The organism is Pseudoxanthomonas mexicana, from assembly GCF_001556105.1.
Classification (GTDB): domain Bacteria; phylum Pseudomonadota; class Gammaproteobacteria; order Xanthomonadales; family Xanthomonadaceae; genus Pseudoxanthomonas_A; species Pseudoxanthomonas_A mexicana_A.
Genome location: NZ_LSIF01000066.1, coordinates 1 through 603, shown reverse-complemented (window position 1 = coordinate 603; position 603 = coordinate 1). Strand labels below are relative to the sequence as shown.

At 68.2% G+C, this 603-nt stretch carries 1 protein-coding gene; it reads left to right on the top strand.

Translation table 11 applies throughout. The features are described 5' to 3' along the window. On the top strand, positions 1-603 hold a 603-nt coding region (locus AX730_RS12440; protein WP_269746996.1), incomplete at both ends, for a flagellin.

Here is a 603-nt window from a genome sequence, read left to right as displayed (position 1 = left end):
TGTTCCAGGTCGGCGCCAACGCCGGCCAGGCCATCGCCATCGACAAGACCGTCGATGCCAAGGCGAATGCCCTGGGCGGCGCCCGCTTCGACAGCAATGCGCTGACGCTGGGCAACCTGACCACGAACGCCAACGTCAGCATCTCCGGCCTGCAGATCAACGGCGTCGCCATCGACACCGTGCAGGTCACGCAGGGTGCGGACGGTGCGGCCACGGCGGCGGCCACGCGTACCGCCGTCGCGACGGCGATCAACGCCAAGATGGGCGAAACCGGCGTGTATGCCGAAGTCAACGGCACCACCGGCCTGACCCTGACCTCGGTCAAGGACAGCAGCAACGCCGACGGTTCCTTCAAGGCGATCACCGCCACCGTCGGCACCTGGACAGGCACCAACGCCGCCGACGGAACCCAGACCTACACGGCGACCGTCGCCGCCTCGGCACCCGCCCGGCAGTTCGCCAGCAACCTGGACATCAGCTCGGTCAAGGGTGCGCAGCAGGCGCTGGAAATCGTCGACAAGGCGCTGACCTCGGTCAACGGTGCGCGCGCCGACCTGGGTGCGGTGCAGAACCGCTTCACCTCGGTCGTCGCCAACCTGCAGA